Below are 18,010 nucleotides of genomic sequence, written 5' to 3'. Positions count from 1 at the left end.
AGACCACCCAAAACGGTGGTTCTCCTCACCCCCCCCCCCCCCCCCCCCCCCCCCCCCCCCCCCCCCCCTCTCCCCCCCCCCCCCCCCCCCCCCCCCCCGCCCCTCGTGGCGTTCGGGGCGAGCCGGTCAGGAAAATTCAGCTAGACGATACGTTTCGTCTCGCTTAGAGTGGCGTCATGACCACCACCCCCGCGCACATCGCCATGTTCTCCATCGCCGCCCACGGACACGTCAACCCCAGCATCGAGGTCATCCGCGAGCTCGTCGCCCGCGGCCACCGGGTCAGCTACGCCATCCCCGCCTCCTTCGCGGAGAAGGTCGCCGAGACCGGGGCGACGCCCGTCGTCTACGAGTCGACCCTGCCGACGGACGACGATCCGGACGCCTGGGGCACGGAACTCATCGACAACCTCGAACCGTTCCTGGCCGATGCCGTACAGGCGCTCCCCCGGCTCGCCGAGGCCTTCGACGGGGACCGCCCCGATCTCGTCCTGCACGACATCACCTCGTACCCGGCGCCCGTCCTCGCCCACACCTGGGGCGTGCCCGCCCTGTCCCTGTGGCCGAACCTGGTGCCGTGGGAGGGGTACGAGGAGGAGGTCGCCGAGCCGATGACCGCCGAGCTCAAGGCCTCGGAGCGCGGCCAGGCGTACTACGCCCGATTCCAGGCGTGGCTGGCCGCCCACGGGATCGAGAAGGATCCCGACCGGTTCGTCGCCCGTCCTCGACGCGCGGTCGTGCTCATCCCGAAGGCGCTGCAGCCGAACGCCGACCGGGTGGACGAGTCCGTGTACACCTTCGTCGGCGCCTGCCAGGGCACACGCGCCGACCAGGGCGCATGGCGGCGTCCGGACGGTGCCGAGAAGGTGCTCCTGGTCTCGCTCGGGTCGTCCTTCACCAAGCAGCCGGGCTTCTACCGGGACTGCGTGGCGGCGTTCGGCGGGCTCCCGGAATGGCACGTCGTGCTGCAGATAGGGAAGTTCGTCGACCCCGCCGAACTCGGCGACCTGCCCGCCAACGTCGAGGCGCACACCTGGGTCCCCCAGCTCGCGATCCTGCGCGAGGCCGACGCCTTCATCACGCACGCGGGCGCGGGCGGCAGCCAGGAGGGCCTCGCGACCGCCACCCCGATGGTGGCCGTGCCGCAGGCCGTCGACCAGTTCGCGAACGCCGCCATGCTGGAGTCCCTGGGCGTCGCCCGCCACCTCCCGATGGAGGACGTCACGCCCGAGCGCCTGCGCGAGGCGGTCCTCTCCCTCGTCGACGACCCCGAAGTGGCCCTCCGCGCCCGGGAGATCCAGGAGTCGATGGCCCGCGAGGGCGGCACGCGACGGGCCGCCGACCTCGTCGAGGCGGAGCTCGGCGGGGTGCCGGACGGGGCGGCCCAAGCCTAGAGTTTCGGCATGTCCAAGAGCGAGATAGACAGGGTGACCGCCGAGTTCTACGGCGCGTTCGACAACCGGGGCGGGAAGCCCGCGGACGTGGGGCGGATTCGGCGGCTCGTGCTGCCGCAGGGGGTGATCGTGTGCACCGCCCCCACGTTCACGGCGTACTCCGTGGAGGAGTTCGTGGTGCCGCGCGAGCGGCTCCTCTCGGACGGGCGGCTCGTGGAGTTCTCGGAGTGGGAGATCTCGGAGGAGACGCGGGTCGAGGGGGATGTCGCCTCGCGGTTCGGGACGTACGGCAAGTCCGGTGTCCTGGACGGGAAGCCGTACGAGGGCACCGGCACGAAGACCATCCAGTTCGTGCGGACGCCGGACGGCTGGAGGATCGCGGCGCTCTCCTGGTTCGACCACGCCTGACCTGGCCGGCGGCCCGTCACGGGAGCGACGGGCCGCCGGGGTCCGGCCGCCGGGTCAGACCAGGGCGCCCGCGCGCCGGCGTGGTGCGGCGGCGGGAGTCGGGTGGCGGGTCTCCAGGACGACGGCCAGCGGCATCGCCGTGAACACGGTGGAGGCCATGCCGAGGACGACGCCCGCGAGCAGGGCGACGGAGAAGTCGGTGAGCGAGTCGCCGCCGAGGACGGCCAGCGCCACCAGGACGAACAGCGCCCCCATGCCGGTGTTGACGGTACGGGGCAGGGTCTGGGCCACGGCACGGTCGGCGAGCTCCGCGAGCGGAACGCCGCCGCCGCGCCGGCGCAGTTCCCGCAGCCGGTCGAGGACGACGACCGAGTCGTTGACCGAGTAGCCCACGACGGTCAGGAGCGCGGCGAGGAACACGCTGTCGAACGGCTTGCCGAGCCACGCGAAGAGGCCCGCCACGAGCAGCACGTCCTGGGTCATCGCGGCCACCGCAGCCGTCGCGTACGTCCAGCGGAACCGCACGGTCAGATACAGGAGTTGGGCCGCCACGGCGAGCCCGAGCGCGAGCACGGCGTGGGTGCGCAGCTCGCCGCCGAGGCTCGGGCCGATCAGGTCGTCGCGCTCCACGGTGACCGGGCCCGCGACGCCGGTGAGGGCCTCGCGGATCTCCCTCTGCTCGCCGTCGCCGGTCTCCTTGACGCGGACCGACACGCCCGCGTCGCCGGTCGTCTGGACCACGGCGTCGGGGAAACCGGCGGCGGCGACGGCCGTGCGGGCCGTGTCGGCGTCCACCGGGCGTTCTGCGGCGTACTGGACGACGCGGCCGCCGGTGAACTCCACGCCGAACTCGACGCCCCTGACGCCGATCCCGGCCAGGGCCACCAGGAGGAGTCCCGCGCAGCCGGTGAGCCAACGGCGGCGGTACGCCATCACGCGCGGGGCGCGGCGGGCCAGCCGCGTCCGCAGCCGGCCGAGCGAGGCGATGCCGGTGAGGTTCGGGCGCCGGCGCACGGCGGGGAGTCGCAGGGCCGCGTCGGCGAGGAGCCGGGTGATGACCATCGCGGTGAGGACCGAGGTCCCGACGCCGATCGCGAGCGTGACGCCGAAGCCCTTGACGGGTCCGGTGGCGAAGGCGAACAGGAGGCCGGCCGCGAGCAGGGTGGTGACGTGGGAGTCGGCGACCGCGCTCCACACCTTGCCGAAGGCCACCGACACCGGTCGCCGCAGGTCACGCCCGGCGGCCCGGCCCAGGGCCGCGTACTCCTCCCTGGCCCGTTCGAAGACCAGGACGTTGGCGTCGACGGCGATGCCGACGGCCAGGACGAACCCGGCGAGGCCGGGCAGCGTGAGGGTGGCGCCGAGGGCCACGACGGCGGCGTACGAGACGAGTCCGTAAAGCAGCAGGGCGACCGTGGCGAGCGCGCCGAGCAGGCGGTAGACCACCATGACGAACAGTCCCGTGCAGGCGAGGCCGATCGCGGCGGCGAGCGCGCTGGCCCTGATCGCCTCGGCGCCGAGCGTCGGGCCCACGGTGCTCTGTTCGACGGTCGTCACCGGTACGGGCAGCGCGCCGCCCTCGACGAGCGCCGCGAGGTCTCGCGCCTCCTCCGCCGAGAAGCCCCCGGTGATCTGGGCGGAGCCGCCCGGGATGCCCGATCCGCAGGGGACGCCGTTCAGCATGCCCGGGGCGGAGACGATCCGGTCGTCGAGCACGATCGCGACCCTGCGTGCCGGGTCGCCGGGTGCCGCGCAGGCGGCGTCGCCCGTCAGCCGCGCCCAGGTGGCGGCGGCCCGGTCGCGGAAGGACAGGTCGACCGTCCAGCCACGGCCGTTCGTCGTGTCGAGGGACGCTTCGGCGCCCTTGACTCCGTCGCCGCTGAGCGCGGGCGCGGCCAGGGCGAGGAAGCGCCCCGGCGCGTCCGGGTCCGGCAGAACGCGTGTGCCGTCCGCGGCGGCGGGGCCGGCCGGGCCCCGGGCCTCGCCGGTGACGGCGTGGAAGGTGAGCTGAGCGGTCCGGCCGATCACCTCGGCCGCCTGGCGCGGGTCGCGGAGGCCGGGCAGTTCGACGACGATGCGCCGCTCACCGGCCCTGGCGAGCGAGGGCTCGGCGACGCCGAGGCCGTCGACGCGCTTGCGGAGCACCTCCAGGGCGCGGTCGGTGGCCGCGGAGTCGGCGCGGGTGGTGGGTCCGTCCTCGGTCTGGAGGACGATGCGCGTCCCGCCCCGGAGGTCGAGTCCGAGGCGGGGCGCGGTGGTCAGGGCGATCCAGAGGGACAGCGCGACGACGGTGAGCGCGAGCAGCGCGCGCCGGAGCGCGGAACGTGCGGGCATGGGTACTCCACTGGCAGCGCACGGAACCGGCGGGCGCCCTCACGGGGGCCCGCTCGATCCGTGCCGGACGTACGGTCGGATGCGCGTCGCCGACCGGTCCGGGGCATGCCGATGCCCCGGACGGCGACGCGGGAGAACGTCAGTCGTGCCGGGTGGAGGGCGGCCCTCGGGGATCCCGCGGACCACGGAAGCCGCCGGGCGGCGCCCGCTCACGGCGCGGGTCGCCGGCCAGGACTCCCCGTACGGGTACGGGGACGTCGGTGCGTGTCACGGCCGGCACCACAGGAGCCACCGGGAACCGCACGGGGTTCTCGACGGCCGCCGACGTCCGGACGACAGCGGCCGGCCCGAAGTGCGGATCAGGCGCCGTGAACTGACCGGAGGCCGGTGCGGCCGGCGTGTGCGGGGCGGCCGGTGCGGCCGTGGCCGCCGCGGCGGGCGGCGGGACGAGCAGGAGGGACCAGATCACACAGAGCAGTGCGGGCAGGAGGGCCACGAGCTGCCGCGGCGAACGTCGTGGTGCGCGCTTCACCGCCCCCGCGCCTCCCCTGGTCCGTCGTGCCGTCGCCCGTCCGGCTCAGCGTAGACGAGGCGGCGCGTGCGCGGATCACCCAGCCCCGAACGCAGGGCGGTTGGGTACGCGGGTGAGTACGCGTGCTCATCTCCGTGCCGCCCGGCGCGGCGACGATGAAGGGGTCAGCGCATCCTTCCCGGAACCAGGGGTCGTCCGTGCTCAGTCGCCTCGCCGCCCGTGTCGTGCCGTTCTTCGGCCGACTGACCGTCACCGCCGACGCCGGGGCCCGCGTCGAGCCCGGCAGCATCCTGGTCGTGAACCACACCTCGACGGCCGACCCGGCGCTCGTCCTCGCCGCGCTGCGCAAGCGCCTCGCCGTGGAGCCGGTGGTACTCGCCACGGCGGGTCTGTGGCGGGTGCCGGTGCTCGGCCGCGCCCTGACCCGCGAGGGCCACGTCCCGGTCCACCGGAACACGGCACGGGCGGCCGCGTCGCTCGACGCGGCCGCCGTCGCGCTCGCCTCCGGCCGGCACGTGATGCTCTACGCCGAGGGCCGCATCCCGCCCCGCCCGGACTCCGCGGAGAACCCGCCCGAGATGTTCCGCACCGGTCTCGCCCGGCTCGCCCGCGCCACCGGCGCCCCGGTCGTCCCCATCGGCCAGGCCGGCGCCCGCCGCATCATCTCCGGCAGCCGCGGCAAGCAGATCGCCGGCGTCCTCACCGCCCCCGTCCGCCGCCCCGGCCTCCACGTCCACATCGGCACCCCGCTGCGCCTCCCCGACGATGTGGCCGCCGCCACCGTCCTCGCCCACAGCGCCGTCACCGACGCCTGGCGGACGGCCGCCGGAGCGCTCGGCGAACCGGCTGCCCTGGCCGACGGGGAGCCTGCCGCCCAGGTGCGCCCGGGGTGGCGGCGGTGGTCGGCCCTGCGCCGGGGCTGAGGCTCCGACGGTCCGTCAGGCGTGCTCGTCCCGGGCACGGGTCGCCGGACGGGCGTCGGCCTCCGTCCGTACCCCCGCGTGCGCGTGCGCGTCCGTGTCCGCGCCCGCCAGCCAGAACAGCAGGGGGGAGAGGGCGACTTCGAGGGCGCCGAGCGCGAGCTGGAACCCTTGCGGGCGCCCTTCGACGGCGAGGGAGAGCAGGCGGCCGAGGGCGCCCAGGAGGAAGACGGCGGTGAGCCATCGGACGGCGGTGGCGGGGATCGGCGACTGCCGGGCCGCCCAGAGCCATGCGAGGCCGTAGCCGGCGAAGGTCGCGCCGAGGAAACGGCCGAGGCTGTCGACCGTCGGGCCAGCCGACTCGGCGCCGGGAATCACGGCGTTGCCGAGCAGGACGTGGGCGAGGCCGATCGCCACGCAGGCGTAGCCCATGGCCAGGGCGAGTCCCCGTAATGCCGTGGCTTTGGTCATGCTCGCGACCCCCATCTAGTAGACACGCATCCAGTAAGCCCGTCCTCCGCAGGGTACGGCCGCCTACTAGACGTGTGTCAAGTAACATGTCGGGGTGCCTCCTCGCCGACGCCTCAGCCCCGCCGCACGCCGCACCCAGCTCCTGGACGTCGCGGCCCGCCTCTTCGCGGCCCAGCCGTACGACGAGGTACGGATGGAGGCGGTCGCCGAACAGGCCGGCGTCTCCCGGGCCCTGCTCTACCAGCACTTCCCGAGCAAGCGTGACCTCTTCGCCGCGCTCTACCAGGCGGTCTCTGACGAGCTGCTCGTGAAGACCCGGCTCGACCCCGCCGACACCCTGGTCGAGCAGCTCGTCGAAGGCCTGGACGCGCACATCGGGTACTTCGCCGAGAACCGCAACACGGTCCTGGCGGCCAACCGCGTCCTGGCCGGGGACCGGCTCGTCCAGACGATCATCGCCGGCGAACTCGACGCGCTGCGCGAACGGCTGCTCGGGGTGCTGCCGCTCGCGGACGAGCGGGCGCGGGAGGCCGTGTCGGGCGTCCTGAAGAGCTGGCTGGTCTTCGTGCAGGTGCTGTGCCTCGACTGGCTGACTCAGGAGACCTGCACGCGAACCGAACTGCGCGACGTGTGCGTCGGCGCGGTCGTCGGCGCGCTGCGGCCGCTGCTCGACGAGGACCCGGCGCCCGACTGGCCGCGCTGAGGAGGTACGTCCGCCGGGTCAGAAGACGGACAGGCCGGTGATGGTGGTGAAGCGGTCGAGGGCGGTGACGCCGGCGACGGAGTTGCCGCGGGGGTCGAGGCCGGGGCTCCAGACGCAGAGGGTGCAGCGGCCGGGGACGACGGCGACGACGGCTCCGCCGACGCCGCTCTTGCCGGGGAGGCCGACGCGGTACGCGAAGTCGCCGGCGGCGTCGTAGGTGCCGCAGGTGAGCATGACGGCGTTGACCTGCTTGGCCTGACTGCGGGTCAGCAGGCGGGTGCCGTCGGCGCGGAGGCCGTGCCGGGCGAGGAAGCCGGTGGCGAGGGCGAGGTCGGCGCAGGTGGCTTCGAGGGAGCACTGGCGGAAGTACTCGCGCAGCAGGTCGGGCACCGGGCCGGTGATGTTGCCGTAGGAGGCCATGAAGTGGGCGAGGGCGGCGTTGCGGTCGCCGTGGGCCGCCTCGGAGGCGGCGACGTCCGTGTCGAAGGCCAGGCCGGGGTTGCCGCTCTCGGCGCGGAGGAAGTCGAGCAGGGCGCCGGAGGCGTCGCCGGTGAGGCGGTGCAGGCGGTCGGTGACGACGAGGGCGCCGGCGTTGATGAACGGATTGCGCGGGATGCCGTTCTCGTACTCCAGCTGTACGAGGGAGTTGAAGGGGTCGCCCGAGGGTTCCCTGCCGACGTGGGCCCAGAGCTCGTCGCCCTCCCCGGCGAGGGCCAGCGCGAGGGTGAAGACCTTGGTGACGGACTGGGTGGAGAAGGGGTGCTGCCAGTCCCCCACCCCGTAGACCGTGCCGTCGAGTTCCGCCACGGCCATGCCGAAGCGGCGCGGGTCGCCCGCCGCGAGGGCCGGGATGTAGTCGGCGGGGGTGCCCCGGTCGGTGAGCTCCGCGATCTCCTCGGCGATGCGGTCGAGGACGGGCTGGAAGGAGGTGTTCGCGGTCATGCGTCGGGGTCTCGGGCGTCCCGGCCGGCGTCCGTCGGCGGGAACTCGGACAGGGCGGCGGCGAGCCCGAGGTCACCGCCCGCGGGCTCGGTGAAGTAGCGGGCGACGTCCGCCTCGGTGACCTCGGCGAGGGTCGGCGGGGTCCAGCGGGGGTCACGGTCCTTGTCGACGACCTGGGCCCGGATGCCCTCGACGAGGTCGGGGGTGGTCAGGGCGGCACAGGAAGCGCGGTACTCCAGGTCCAGGACCTCTTCCAGGGTGCCGAGCGCGCGGGCCCGGCGGACGGCGGCGAGCGTGGCCTTCAGCGCCATCGGCGACCGCGCGAGCAGGGTGGTGGCGGCCTCCTTGGCGGCGGCGACACCGGTGTCGAAGAGCCGCTCGACGACGGTCTCGACGTCCGCGGCGCCGTAGCAGGCGTCGATCCACTCCCGCTGCTCGGCGAGGACGCCGGCCGGGGGCGTGGCCGCGTGCCGGGCGACGGCCTCGGCGGCCGGCAGCAGCGCCAGGTCCCTGATCAGGGAGGGCAGTTCGCCGGCGGGGACGAAGTGGTCGGCGAGGCCGGTGAGGAGCGCGTCGGCCGCGCCGACGACTCCGCCGGTGAGGGCCAGGTGGGTGCCGAGCTCGCCGGGGGCGCGCCCGAGGAGGTACGTGCCGCCGACGTCGGGGACGAAGCCGATGCCGGTCTCCGGCATGGCGATCCGAGAGCGCTCGGTGACCACGCGCACGGAGCCGTGCGCGGAGACGCCGACGCCGCCGCCCATCACGATGCCGTCCATGAGGGCGACGTACGGCTTCGGGTAGCGGGCGATCCGCGCGTTGAGCCGGTACTCGTCCCGCCAGAAGGCCGCCGAGGCCGAGCCGCCGGCGCGGGCGTCCTCGTGGATCGCCCGGATGTCTCCGCCGGCGCACAGTCCCCGCTCGCCCGCGCCCTCGATGACGACCGTTCCGATGCCGGGGTCCCGCTCCCACGCGGTGAGCGCCCCGTCGACGGCGAGCACCATGTCGTGGGTGAGCGCGTTGATCGCGCGGGGCCGGTTCAGGGTCACGAACCCGGCTCGGCCCTCCGTCCGGAGGAGTACGTCAGGGGTTCCGGTCGGCACGGTCACTCGGTCCTTTCGGGCGGCGCTGATCACTGTCCCGGCCACCGTACCGGGCGCGCGTGGCGTGCGGCGCGATCTGGTCGAACAGCGTGTGCGGGCTGCTGTACTGCGCGTATGTCTGATCACAAGCAGTGCACGGTGGTGCGTACCGGATCGTACGAGGGCATCCAGGGGGGCGTCTTCGGTGCGGGGGTCAGCGCCCAGTCGACCGGGGCGGAGCGGCTGTGCCTGCACCGGCTCGTCATGCCGGCCGGGACACGAGGGCGCCCGCATCTCCACGAGGGGCACGAATCGGCCATCTACATCGAGTCCGGACAGGTCGAGGTGTGGCACGGGCCCGACCTCGCCGAGCACACGGTGCTCGCGGCCGGCGACTACCTGCACGTCCCGGCCGACGTCCCGCACCTGCCGGTGAACACCGGTGCACAGGACATGGTGTGCCTGGTCGCGCGGACCGACCCGAACGAACAGGAAGGGGTGCGGCTCCTCGACCTGCCCGGCTGGCTGGAGGCGCGGGTGGGCCCACTGCCGGTGGGCGCCGGGTGAGCCGGGGCCTGGGTCCGTGAAGGGGCGGGGCGGGCACGCGGGTGCGGTGCCGGGCGGGCCCGGGGTCAAGGGCGGGAAGGACTCATCCGCTTCTCGCGGATCCTGATTGCACGGTGCGCGGCCCGGTTGCTGCCGCTACTCCGCATCCTCATGCCGAGTCCTTCCCGTCACCTCCATGGAACCACCCGGCCGACGGGTGCGCGAGCGCCCGCGGGCCGGGGGTGGGAGGGCACCGCCCCGGTCGCGCGGCGGGGTTCGCCGGGCGGCCGGGGCGGGGTCGGGACCCGCCGGGGAGGGGGTCAGGCCGGGAGGAGGTCCTGCGGGATGCGGACCTGCCGGGGGGTGGCCATACGGAGCTCGATGATGTCCCGCACGGCGGGCCATTCCTCGTCGAGGATCGAGTAGAAGGCCGTGTCCCTGACGGCTCCGTCGAGACCGCGCGAATGGGCCCGGCGGACCCCTTCGCAGGTGGCTCCGAGCCGTTCGATGGCGACCCGCGAGCGGGTGTTGCGGGCGTCGGCGCGCAGCGAGATGCGGCGGACGCCCCAGGCATCGAAGGCGTGCCGGAGCATGAGGTACTTGGCCTCGGTGTTGATGCCGGTCCCCCGGGCGGCACCGGAGATCCAGGTGTTCCCGATCTCGGCGGCGTCCGGGACGGCGGTCAGCGGATCGCCGTGGGGCATGCCGGGGACGGGGGGCCAGATCAGCGGTCCCCGCCAGTAGTCGAGTTCGAGGAATCGGGTGGACCCGATGACTCGTTCGTCGGCCGTACTGACCAGGGCGAAGGGCAGGCATCGGCCTGCCGCCTGATCGGAGAGGGCGCGGGCGATGTAATCGAGGGCCGATTCGAGGCCGTCGGGTACGGGGGTGAAGGCGTAGGCCGATCGGTCCGCCCCGCCGGCCCGCGCAAGGGCTTCGGCGTGCCGCATCGCCAGCGGCTCCAGGCGCACGGAGCGCCCGGTCAGGAGAACAGGTACTGGCACGGAACCTCGGGTCTTTCACGGGCAGGGAAAGCTTCCGCCGCGGAGAGGCCGCGGCGGCAGCAGGAGGGAGGTTCTCGCCGGGTGCCGATCACGTCGTGAGAGCGACAAATGAGCAGGTAAAACGGTTCGTCACCAGGTGCGAGGAGGAACAGTATGCAGCCACAACCGCTCCGAGAACAGAACCCGGAGCGAACCCGCGCCCACACGTGGGTGAAGCCTGCCGGACGGGCCGTTCCAGCGGTCTCACGGGCCGGACGGGGCCGCCCGCCAGTCGGACGGCCCGTGCACTCACACGCAGGTGGGATGGCCCCAGCCGTCGGGATTCTTGGCGATGGTCTCGCCCTTGTCGTAGGCGGTGCCACAGCGGCAGCGGCCCGGAAACTTCGCTTTGAGGGTGCCGCCGGACGGGCGACTCCGCCGGGCCGACGAGCCCCCTGACGAGGCCGTGGAGGACGCCGGGCCCGACGAGGAGCGGGCGGGCGCGGAGGTGCGTGCCCGGGGCGTGAAGGCGCGCGACGGAGCTTCCGGCGGCGGCAGGGGCGCGCCGGAGGCGGAGCCGATGGGTTCCTGGGTGCGGGCGGTGTGGCTGGCCGCGCGGTCGGCGGCGTCGTTGAGGGGGTCTCCGTCGACCTGGTGGGCGGGTACGTAGACGAAGGCGACGTCGCGGCCGGTGAGCAGGGCGTCGATGCGGACGACGAGGTCCTTGTTGGCGACGGGGCTGCCCGAGGAGGTCTTCCAGCCCTTGCGGCGCCAGCCCGGCAGCCAGGTCGTGACGGCCTTCATGGCGTACTGCGAGTCCATCCGGACCTCGGCCGGCACCTCGGGGTCGAGGGCTTCGAGGAGCCGTTCCAGAGCCGTGAGTTCCGCCACGTTGTTGGTCGCCCGGCCGAGGGGCCCCGCCTCCCAGCGGTCGACCTCGCCGTCGGAGCGGCCGATGACCCATGCCCAGGCCGCGGGGCCCGGGTTTCCCTTCGACGCGCCGTCGCACGCCGCGATGATCTTTTCCACCATCCCACGATCCTGACATGGCCACGGGGGTGGCCAGGCCCATCCGGGCCCGGCCACCCCCGTCGCTCCGTCCGACCCCGTCAGAACGCGCCGTAGTTGACCTGCCAGGTGGGCAGGCCCATGTGGCGCCAGAGCGCGACGACGCGGTCGCGGTCGTCGAGGGAGACGCGGACCGCGTAGCGGTGGCGCACATGCGCGTCGAAGAGCTCCGCCTTCACGATGTCGTCGCCCCGGCCGTCGCCGGATGCGCGCATCCACAGCTCGTCGTACGGGACCTCGTGCCGGGCGAGCCAGGCCTCGGTGAGGGCGCGGTGGTCCTCGCTGCGGCCGGAAAGGAGGACGATCCGGTCGCGCTCGGCGTGCCGGAAGGCGCGCAGGGCGTCCCGCACCGAGGGGTTGAGCAGGTCCTGGTCGCAGCGGGTGAAGTCGTACGGGCCCCGGTCGCCGCGCAGGGCGAGGGTGCCGTCGATGTCGCACATGACGGCCGAGGGGAGCGCCGGGTCGGCGACGTAGGGCAGGCCGGCGGGCCGGTCGTTGAGCCACTCCGCGGTGAGGCGCCAGCCGCCCCGGGTGGCCTTGGCGTGCTTGTCGGCGAGCAGGCGGATGATCTCCTCGCCGACGGGCCGCTCGCGGGCGGCGTCGCGGCGGACGCACTCGTCGACGGGCACGTCGGTGAAGTCGTGGACGACGAAGGTGGCGGACCGGCCCGCCACGGCCGCCTTGAGCCGCTTGGGGATGTGCGGGGTCAGGTGGGTGTTGTCGACGACCACGTCGAAGCCGTCGTCGACGGCGGCGCGGACGGCCGCGTCCTGGATGCCGAGCACGGTCTGCTCGTGCGGGTGGGAGCGGCGGTCGCCGGCCGGGAGGTCGAGCATGGAACGCAGGTCGTCGAGGTTGACGCGGCGGACGCGTCCCTCGGCGGCGGCCTGGAGGGCACGGGCGGCCGTCGTCTTCCCGGAGGCCGGGAGGCCGGTCATGACGTGGACGACAGGCACGGTCAGTTCTCCTCGTCGTGGGTGAAGGGGTCGGAGGCCTCGGGGCGTATCTGACGCCACACGAGGAGGTCGGTGGGGCGGCCGTCGAGCCGCAGGAAGAGGGCGGCCCGCAGTCCCCGGTCGGGCTCGGCCGCGGCGGCGCGGGCGAACGCGGCCCGGTCCCCCGCGAGGTGCGCCAGGCGATCGTAGGCCTCGTCGAGGGCCCGCTCGCGCCGGCCGGCGGCCTCTTCGAGGCCGGTGACGACCTCGCGGACCCAGGCGTCGAACTCGTCCGGGACCTGTTCGAGGAGGGCGTCGAGCGGCTTGCCGCCGGCGGCCTCGACCTCGGCGACGGAGCAGCCGATGCCCTTGGCCAGCCGCGCCGCGGGCACGGCGGCGAAGCGCTGGATGCCGTGGCCGCGCCAGATGTCCCGTTCGGTGACGCCGGTGAGGACCTTGTGGAGGCGCACGTACTCGGTGAGCTTGGCCTTGGCGCGCACGCCGGAGGCGAAGCGCAGCACGAAGCCCTCGGCGTCGGTGCCGGTGGCCGGCACACCGCCGGGGAGGGTGTTGGACTCGGTCAGGGCGGTGAGTTCGGCCACGCTCATGGCGGGCCATGTGCGGACCACCGAGCCGATGGGCTGCCAGGGTGCGGCGGCCTCGGCGAGGGCGATCTCCGTGCCGTCCCGGCCGAAGGCGGCGAGCAGCACGAGGTCGCGCCGGTCTCCGTAGTTCACGACGATCCGGTTCCGCGGGTAGACGATCTCGGCGAGGTACGTGACGCCGGGGGTCAGGCCCGAGGTGTCGGCGGCGTCGAGGCGGCGCTGCGCCCAGGCGGCCTGGGCGCTGGTGAAGGAGCCCTTGGAAGCCGCGTGCCAGCGGTCCTCGTAGTGGAAGATCACGCCGAGGCTGCCGTCGACCTTGTCGTACACCTCGAAGGGTTCGTCGGGGAGCGGCGGCGCGTAGGGGCGGCCGGTGGCGTGTTCGGAGAGGTTGAAGAACTTGGGGAGGGGGAGGGCGACGATCCGTCCGGTGGCGTCGTCCGCGACCAGGCCGCGGCACCGGGTCGTGGCCCGGTTCCAGAGCTGGGCGTACTGGCACGCGCGCGTGTACGTGTAGATCGACAGCGGCAGCTCGGGGTGCCGCTTGCGTGTGACATGCCCCTCGGCGAGCGCGGTGTCGAGCTCGTCGGACGGCATCAGGTCGTGCAGAGTCAGGGTCGCCTGGCTCATGGGGGTCCCTCCCGGTTGTTCGGTGATCCATTCTCGGTCGAGCGGTCCTCGGAGCCCACTGATTTTCGCGCTGGAGGGGCCTCGTGAGGCCCGGGATCGGGTCGCCGGGCGGGCTCCCGAGCCCGGGCGTGTCGGTGGTGCCCCGTAGACTCGCCGTCGCCCCGTCGGTGACGAACCGGCGCAGTCGAAGGAAGCGAGCCCCATGAACCACGCGGACGGCACCGCACCGATCTACGCCGAGCTCATACGGGAGCGGGGGGATGTTCCGGGTGACGTCCGTCAGGCCGCCGAGGACGTTCTGCGGGACCTGAGCCGGGTCATCCAGATGCCGCCGCAGGGCGTTCCCGCGCAGCAGGGTCCCGTGGCGCACGCGGGCGTCGGCGCCCAGGTCGCCGTCGCCGGCCACCCGGGCGGCATGGGCCAGAACGGCATGGGCCCGGGTCCCATGGGCCAGGCGGGTCCGGGCATGAACGGCATGGGCCCCGGCGGCATGGGCCCCGGCGGCATGGGCCAGGCCGGTCCGGGCATGAACGGCATGGGCCAGGGCGCCGCCGTGATGGCGCACCCGCAGCCGGGGGCCGTCGCGCTGCCGCAGCGCCCGCTGCACTAGGACCGACCCGGGTCGCTCTCCCGGTGCCCGCCCGCCGGTTCGGGCGCCGATCTCCCGTTGTCAGTGCCGTACGCCATGCTGTCCCCGCAAACGGCCTGTGCCGCGAAGGGGGCGGGCCGCGTACGGGATCGGGGATGACGACATGGCCGAGGTTCTGCTCTTCCACCACGTGCTCGGACTGACGGAGGGGGTCGCCGCCTTCGCGGACGAGCTGCGCCGGTCCGGGCACACGGTGCACACGCCCGACCTGTACGAGGGGCGTACGTTCACGGACCTGGAGGCCGGTGCCGGGTTTGCCGAGGAGGTCGGCTTCGACACGCTGACCGAGCGTGGGGTGCGGGCCGCGGACGGTCTGCCGGACGAGCTCGTGTACGGCGGGTTCTCGCTCGGTGTGCTGCCCGCCCAGAAGCTGGCGCAGACCAGGGTGGGGGCGCGCGGCGCCGTGCTCCTGAGCGCCTGTGTGCCGGTGGACGCCTTCGGCACGGCCTGGCCGGAGGGCGTGCCCGCGCAGGTGCACGGCATGGACGCCGACCCGTTCTTCGTCGGCGAGGGCGACATCGACGCGGCGCGCGCGCTCGTGGCGGACTCCGCGGACCGGAGACTGTTCCTGTACCCGGGCACCTCGCACCTGTTCGCCGAGCGCGGGGCCGCGTCCTTCGTGCCGGAGGCGACCGCGCTGTGCGTGGAGCGGGTGCTCTGCTTCCTGGACGGTCTCAAGCGCTGAACTGGTCTGAAGCGCTCAGCCGGTCTTCGCGCTGACCCGGTCTGAAGCGCTGAGCCGGTCTTCGCGCTGAGCCGGTCTGCGGCGTCCAGCCGGTCTTCGCGCGTGGGGGGGGGCGGGTCAGCCGATCGGTGGACCCCGGGGTCGTCCGATCCGCCGTGGGCGTGGGGCCGCGCGGTGGACCGCGCGGGGCGGGACGCGGGCGGAGGATCGGGGCAGGGCGCCGGCCCTGGGGCCTGATCCGTGGGACGGGTTCTCGGGGCGGGCCGTCCGGTCCCCCGTACCGAGGAGTCCCGTCATGACAGCGTTCCGTCGTCCGTCCCGTTCCGCCCGGGTGCTCGTGCCCGTGGCGGTGGCCGTCGCCCTGCTCGCGGGGTGCGCTCAGGGGGCCGGGGGCGGGGCCTCCGCGGTGGACGCGACCCCGTCGGCCGGGGTCTCGGCGGGGTCGACCGCGCCGGGCTCCTCCGTGACCGTGACCCCGGTGCCGAGCGGCTCGGCCGGGGCGGCCCGGGGCACGCTGCTCGTCTCCGACTTCGGTTCCGACACCGTGACCTTCGTCGACCCCGCGCGCGGGGCGACGGGCTCGGTGAAGGTGGGGACCGCGCCGTACGGGCTTGTCCTCGGCGAGGACGGGCGCGCGTGGGTGGCGACCGCCGAAGGGGTGGCGGTCGTGGACACCGGTACGCGGCAGCGGCTCGCCCTGATCCCGTACCGGACGGACACCGGGCCGGTGACGACGGGCGAGTACCGGGGCGGTGGGATGGGCATCGCGCTGTCGCCGGACGGGCGCCGGGTGTACGTGGGGGTGAACGTGCCCGGCGGCAACGGCGTCCTGGAGGTCGTCGACACGTCGACGCTGCGGATCACGGACGCGGTGGAGGTGGGCAGGCGTCCCTTCGACGTGGACGTGTCCCGCGACGGCGCCGAGGTGTACGCGACGAACCACGACTCCTTCGACGTCGCCGTCGTCGCCGCCGGCACCCTGCGGACGCGCCGCGTGGAGGTCGCCCCGTACGGCACCGAGGGCGGGCTCGGCTCGTGGCTCAAGCCGCACTACACGGCCGTGCGCCCTTCGGACGGCAAGCTGCTGCTGCCCTTCGAGGGCGAGCGGCTCGCGGTGGTCGACCCCAGGACGGGCCGGACGACGATCGAGCCGATGACGGCGAACACCCATCAGCACGGCGCCACCGTGACCCCCGACGGCACGCTGCTCACGGTGGGCACCGGCCCGATCGACCCGGACGTCGACCGCGGGCCCTCCCTGACGGTCCGTACGCCCGCGGGCAAGGAGCGCGTCTACCCGCTGGAGGGGCCGCACGAGAACGTGGCCGTGTCCCGCGACGGGCGCACCGCCTATGTGACCGGCGGTTTCACCCGGGACGGGTACTGGGACGGGCTGACGGTCGTCGACCTCGCCTCGGGTGACACCCACCGCCTGGCGGCCGGTTCGCGGCCGCTGGGGATCGTGGTCCTCTGACCGGCCTTCGGTCTCCGGAGCCTCACGCGCGGCCTCAGAGGCCCACGATGAGCTGGATGCAGACGATCTTGACGAGGATGGCGAGGGCGAAGAGGGTCGCGTAGCCGGTGTTGACGCGGCTGTCGGAGACCCGGCTGTTGGCGTACGCGGTGATGGCGGGGTTGCCGACGTAGCCGGCGAGCAGCCCCATCGTGCGGGGCCGGCTCTGGCCTAGCAGCCGGGCGACGAGCACCATCAGGGCGTAGCTGAGGACGGCGCCGATGACGAGCACCGCGAGGAGTTTGAGGCCGAAGAGGGAGAAGGCGTCACGGCGGAAGGCGTAGCCCGAGGTGAGGCCGACGCAGGCGAGGAAGATCAGCAGGCCGATCTGGCGGAGCGTGAGGTTGGCGCGGGTCGGCAGGACCCAGACCAGCGGGCCGGTGCGGCGCAGCCTGCCGAGGACCATGGCCATGACGAGCGGCCCGGCGGCGGTGCCGAGGGACAGGACCGTCGAGCCGAGGGTCAGCTTGGGGATGCCGATGAGGAAGCCCGCGGCGAGGCCGAGGCCCATGCTGACGGCGCTGACCTCGCTCACCCTGGCCTCGGTGTCGCCGAGGTAGGCCGTCACCTCCGCGGTGCGGTCCCTGGGCATGGCGACCCGGACCCGGTCGTCGAGCTGGAGCAGCAGGTCGTCGTGGGCCAGGAGGTCCTGGTCGCCGCGGCGGACGCGGGTGGCCTTGGCTCCGAAGCGGTCGCCGAGGCCGAGTTCGGCGACGGTCCGGGCGGCCAGGTCGGGGTTGGTGAGGAGGATGCGGCGGTAGTCGACGACGTCACGCCGGTCGAGGAGGTGCGTGGGCGCCTCGGCGCCGAGGGCGGCGACGCCGGCGGCGACCGCCTCGGGGCCGCCGACGAGGACGACCTGGTCGCCGGGGGCGAGGGCGTCGAGTTCGCGGGCGACCGCGGGCGTGCCGCCGGCGGGCCGGTGGACGCTGGCGAGGAGCGAGCCGTCGGCGGCACCGGGCACGTCGGCCCAGCGCAGTGGCCGGGTGACGTCCACGGTGCGGGTGATCAGCTCCCTGGGCAGTCCGGCGCCGGGATCGCGACGGGCGGGCCAGTTCCGTACGGAGGCGATCGCGGCGACGAAGAGGATCGTGAGGACGACGGCGAGCGGATAGCCGATCGCGTACCCGGTGGCGGGTTCCGCCGGGTCGGACGAGGCGGCCTGGGCGGCGGCGAGGCCGGGGGTGGTGGTGCCGATGCCCGCGTAGCCGCCGGCGAGGTAGGGGCCGTCGATGCCGAATACCTTGCTGCCCAGGAAGCCGACGGCGAGGGCGGTGACGACCAGCGCGGCGACGGCGCCCACCATCACCGCGAGCTGCGGCCGGAGTTCGCGGAAGAACGCCGGTCCCGCTTCGAGGCCGACGGTGTACACGTACAGCGCCAGGCCGAGGACGGACAGGCCCGCGGGGACGGCCGGACCGATGTCGGGATCGAGCGCGCCGAGCAGCAGACCGACGAAGAGGACACCCGCGGCCCCGAGCTTCACCGGCCCGAAGCGGACCATGCCGAAGAGCGATCCGGCCGCAATGACGATAAAAAGGGTGAACCACGGATAGTCAGCGAAAAATTGCCACATGGGCTTACTCAGCCATATTCGATGGCGTATTGCACGCTCA

At 74.1% G+C, this 18,010-nt stretch carries 18 protein-coding genes; 8 read left to right on the top strand and 10 right to left on the bottom strand.

Translation table 11 applies throughout. The features are described 5' to 3' along the window. Positions 1–176: 176 nt before the first annotated feature. Positions 177–1,394: a macrolide-inactivating glycosyltransferase gene (gene mgt / locus ACZ7G1_RS02900; protein WP_470882083.1), complete on the top strand. Its 1,218-nt coding sequence runs from the start codon at positions 177–179 to the stop codon at positions 1,392–1,394. Between the two features lie 9 nt (positions 1,395–1,403). Beyond that, positions 1,404–1,802, top strand: coding sequence for a nuclear transport factor 2 family protein (locus ACZ7G1_RS02895; RefSeq protein ID WP_470882082.1), 399 nt, complete (start codon positions 1,404–1,406; stop codon positions 1,800–1,802). Positions 1,803–1,856: 54 nt separating this feature from the next. Here the strand turns inward: ACZ7G1_RS02895 and secD are convergent, their stop codons facing one another. Both secD and ACZ7G1_RS02885 read right to left on the bottom strand, forming a co-directional pair. Further along, positions 1,857–4,136 carry a protein translocase subunit SecD gene (gene secD / locus ACZ7G1_RS02890; RefSeq protein WP_470882080.1) on the bottom strand — a complete coding sequence of 760 codons (2,280 nt, stop codon included), beginning with the start codon at positions 4,134–4,136 and terminating at the stop codon, positions 1,857–1,859. Between the two features lie 139 nt (positions 4,137–4,275). Then, positions 4,276–4,668, bottom strand: coding sequence for a hypothetical protein (locus ACZ7G1_RS02885; RefSeq protein WP_470882078.1), 393 nt, complete (start codon positions 4,666–4,668; stop codon positions 4,276–4,278). A gap of 197 nt (positions 4,669–4,865) precedes the next feature. Here ACZ7G1_RS02885 and ACZ7G1_RS02880 point away from each other — a divergent pair, with 197 nt between their 5' ends. Beyond that, positions 4,866–5,591: a lysophospholipid acyltransferase family protein gene (locus ACZ7G1_RS02880; RefSeq protein ID WP_470882077.1), complete on the top strand. Its 726-nt coding sequence runs from the start codon at positions 4,866–4,868 to the stop codon at positions 5,589–5,591. 15 nt (positions 5,592–5,606) lie between these two features. Here the strand turns inward: ACZ7G1_RS02880 and ACZ7G1_RS02875 are convergent, their stop codons facing one another. Further along, positions 5,607–6,059: a DUF4345 domain-containing protein gene (locus tag ACZ7G1_RS02875; protein WP_470882075.1), complete on the bottom strand. Its 453-nt coding sequence runs from the start codon at positions 6,057–6,059 to the stop codon at positions 5,607–5,609. Positions 6,060–6,153: 94 nt separating this feature from the next. Here ACZ7G1_RS02875 and ACZ7G1_RS02870 point away from each other — a divergent pair, with 94 nt between their 5' ends. Next, positions 6,154–6,762 carry a TetR/AcrR family transcriptional regulator gene (locus ACZ7G1_RS02870; protein ID WP_470882073.1) on the top strand — a complete coding sequence of 203 codons (609 nt, stop codon included), beginning with the start codon at positions 6,154–6,156 and terminating at the stop codon, positions 6,760–6,762. An 18-nt stretch (positions 6,763–6,780) separates the two neighbouring features. Here ACZ7G1_RS02870 and ACZ7G1_RS02865 read toward each other — a convergent pair whose 3' ends face one another. Together ACZ7G1_RS02865 and ACZ7G1_RS02860 are read right to left on the bottom strand one after the other, a co-directional pair. Then, positions 6,781–7,704 (bottom strand): glutaminase, encoded by a 924-nt coding sequence (locus ACZ7G1_RS02865; RefSeq protein WP_470882071.1) that lies wholly within the window; start codon positions 7,702–7,704, stop codon positions 6,781–6,783. Continuing rightward, positions 7,701–8,804 carry an enoyl-CoA hydratase/isomerase family protein gene (locus tag ACZ7G1_RS02860; protein WP_470882069.1) on the bottom strand — a complete coding sequence of 368 codons (1,104 nt, stop codon included), beginning with the start codon at positions 8,802–8,804 and terminating at the stop codon, positions 7,701–7,703. Before ACZ7G1_RS02860 ends, ACZ7G1_RS02865 begins: the two co-directional genes overlap by 4 nt. A gap of 114 nt (positions 8,805–8,918) precedes the next feature. Between ACZ7G1_RS02860 and ACZ7G1_RS02855 the strand changes: the two genes are divergently transcribed. Then, entirely contained in the window at positions 8,919–9,350 is a 432-nt protein-coding gene (locus tag ACZ7G1_RS02855; protein ID WP_470882067.1) for a cupin domain-containing protein, read from the top strand. Between the two features lie 299 nt (positions 9,351–9,649). Here the strand turns inward: ACZ7G1_RS02855 and ACZ7G1_RS02850 are convergent, their stop codons facing one another. The 4 genes from ACZ7G1_RS02850 to ACZ7G1_RS02835 form a co-directional block, all read right to left on the bottom strand. Continuing rightward, positions 9,650–10,333, bottom strand: coding sequence for a GNAT family N-acetyltransferase (locus ACZ7G1_RS02850; RefSeq protein WP_470882065.1), 684 nt, complete (start codon positions 10,331–10,333; stop codon positions 9,650–9,652). Between the two features lie 288 nt (positions 10,334–10,621). Continuing rightward, complete coding sequence (locus ACZ7G1_RS02845; RefSeq protein ID WP_470882063.1) at positions 10,622–11,344, bottom strand: ribonuclease H family protein; 723 nt, start codon at positions 11,342–11,344, stop codon at positions 10,622–10,624. A 77-nt stretch (positions 11,345–11,421) separates the two neighbouring features. Continuing rightward, positions 11,422–12,336 (bottom strand): phosphatase domain-containing protein, encoded by a 915-nt coding sequence (locus ACZ7G1_RS02840; protein ID WP_470882061.1) that lies wholly within the window; start codon positions 12,334–12,336, stop codon positions 11,422–11,424. A gap of 2 nt (positions 12,337–12,338) precedes the next feature. Further along, the gene (locus ACZ7G1_RS02835; RefSeq protein WP_470882059.1) at positions 12,339–13,547 is read right to left on the bottom strand and encodes an RNA ligase; all 1,209 of its coding nucleotides are present in this window, start codon (positions 13,545–13,547) and stop codon (positions 12,339–12,341) included. Positions 13,548–13,749: 202 nt separating this feature from the next. On the opposite strand from ACZ7G1_RS02835, the gene ACZ7G1_RS02830 reads away from it, so the two are divergent. The 3 genes from ACZ7G1_RS02830 (at position 13,750) to ACZ7G1_RS02820 (ending at position 16,355) form a co-directional block, all read left to right on the top strand. Beyond that, a complete protein-coding gene (locus tag ACZ7G1_RS02830) occupies positions 13,750–14,157 on the top strand; it encodes a hypothetical protein (protein ID WP_470882057.1) in 408 nt (135 codons plus the stop codon). Between the two features lie 142 nt (positions 14,158–14,299). Next, the gene (locus ACZ7G1_RS02825; RefSeq protein ID WP_470882055.1) at positions 14,300–14,881 is read left to right on the top strand and encodes a dienelactone hydrolase family protein; all 582 of its coding nucleotides are present in this window, start codon (positions 14,300–14,302) and stop codon (positions 14,879–14,881) included. Between the two features lie 295 nt (positions 14,882–15,176). Beyond that, complete coding sequence (locus ACZ7G1_RS02820) at positions 15,177–16,355, top strand: hypothetical protein (RefSeq protein ID WP_470882054.1); 1,179 nt, start codon at positions 15,177–15,179, stop codon at positions 16,353–16,355. Between the two features lie 34 nt (positions 16,356–16,389). On the opposite strand, the gene ACZ7G1_RS02815 is transcribed toward ACZ7G1_RS02820, so the two are convergent. Beyond that, positions 16,390–17,970 (bottom strand): aspartate:alanine exchanger family transporter, encoded by a 1,581-nt coding sequence (locus ACZ7G1_RS02815; protein ID WP_470882052.1) that lies wholly within the window; start codon positions 17,968–17,970, stop codon positions 16,390–16,392. Positions 17,971–18,010: the final 40 nt, after the last annotated feature.

The organism is Streptomyces sp. NPDC037273 (genome assembly GCF_055603625.1).
Note: the sequence above shows the minus strand (reverse complement) of the source record. Positions and strands in the feature narration are given on the sequence as shown.

Bases quoted from the DNA above. Each gene is read 5' to 3' on its own strand.
- ACZ7G1_RS02855 (WP_470882067.1), top strand. From the start codon at position 8,919: ATGTCTGATCACAAGCAGTGCACGGTGGTGCGTACCGGATCGTACGAG.
- ACZ7G1_RS02830 (WP_470882057.1), top strand. From the start codon at position 13,750: ATGAACCACGCGGACGGCACCGCACCGATCTACGCCGAGCTCATACGG.
- ACZ7G1_RS02815 (WP_470882052.1), bottom strand. From the start codon at position 17,970: ATGTGGCAATTTTTCGCTGACTATCCGTGGTTCACCCTTTTTATCGTC.
- ACZ7G1_RS02875 (WP_470882075.1), bottom strand. From the start codon at position 6,059: ATGACCAAAGCCACGGCATTACGGGGACTCGCCCTGGCCATGGGCTAC.
- ACZ7G1_RS02820 (WP_470882054.1), top strand. From the start codon at position 15,177: ATGACAGCGTTCCGTCGTCCGTCCCGTTCCGCCCGGGTGCTCGTGCCC.
- ACZ7G1_RS02835 (WP_470882059.1), bottom strand. From the start codon at position 13,547: ATGAGCCAGGCGACCCTGACTCTGCACGACCTGATGCCGTCCGACGAG.
- ACZ7G1_RS02895 (WP_470882082.1), top strand. From the start codon at position 1,404: ATGTCCAAGAGCGAGATAGACAGGGTGACCGCCGAGTTCTACGGCGCG.
- secD (WP_470882080.1), bottom strand. From the start codon at position 4,136: ATGCCCGCACGTTCCGCGCTCCGGCGCGCGCTGCTCGCGCTCACCGTC.
- ACZ7G1_RS02845 (WP_470882063.1), bottom strand. From the start codon at position 11,344: ATGGTGGAAAAGATCATCGCGGCGTGCGACGGCGCGTCGAAGGGAAAC.
- mgt (WP_470882083.1), top strand. From the start codon at position 177: ATGACCACCACCCCCGCGCACATCGCCATGTTCTCCATCGCCGCCCAC.
- ACZ7G1_RS02825 (WP_470882055.1), top strand. From the start codon at position 14,300: ATGGCCGAGGTTCTGCTCTTCCACCACGTGCTCGGACTGACGGAGGGG.
- ACZ7G1_RS02865 (WP_470882071.1), bottom strand. From the start codon at position 7,704: ATGACCGCGAACACCTCCTTCCAGCCCGTCCTCGACCGCATCGCCGAG.